The sequence below is a fragment of the Stenotrophomonas sp. STEN035 genome (assembly GCF_056759935.1).
In genome coordinates, this window is the sequence record NZ_JBRRDY010000089.1 from 1 (window position 1) to 343 (window position 343).

The window sequence follows — 343 nt, forward strand, 5'->3', positions numbered from 1 at the left end:
GCCGCAGTGGGCGCAGGTGGTGATGTCGATGGAAAAGACCCGCTTGAGCCGTTGCGCCCAGCTCATCGCACGGCGCTTCTGCTCGGGGCTGCGCGGCTCGTCGTGGGCGCTTGCGTCAACCGGCGCCGCATCGCCCGCAGGCCGCTTGCCGCGCCCCGATGGCGTCACCTGCGCGCGCAGATTCGCGTTCGGGGCGAATACGCCGTGGAAGCGGGTGAGATGCGCGCGTGGCGGCGGGACCAGTGCCGCCAGCTTGGCGATGAAGTCCACCGCATCCCATTCGACATGCGTGGTGCCATTGCGCCACGGCGTCTTGAGCTGATACCGCACCCTACCCTGCGGT

The 343-nt window shown here is 69.4% G+C and carries 1 protein-coding gene; it reads right to left on the reverse strand.

Annotation, left to right across the window (positions count from 1 at the left end; translation table 11 throughout):
- On the reverse strand, positions 1-343 hold a 343-nt coding region (locus ACVOLL_RS20600), incomplete at both ends, for a transposase (protein ID WP_481514569.1).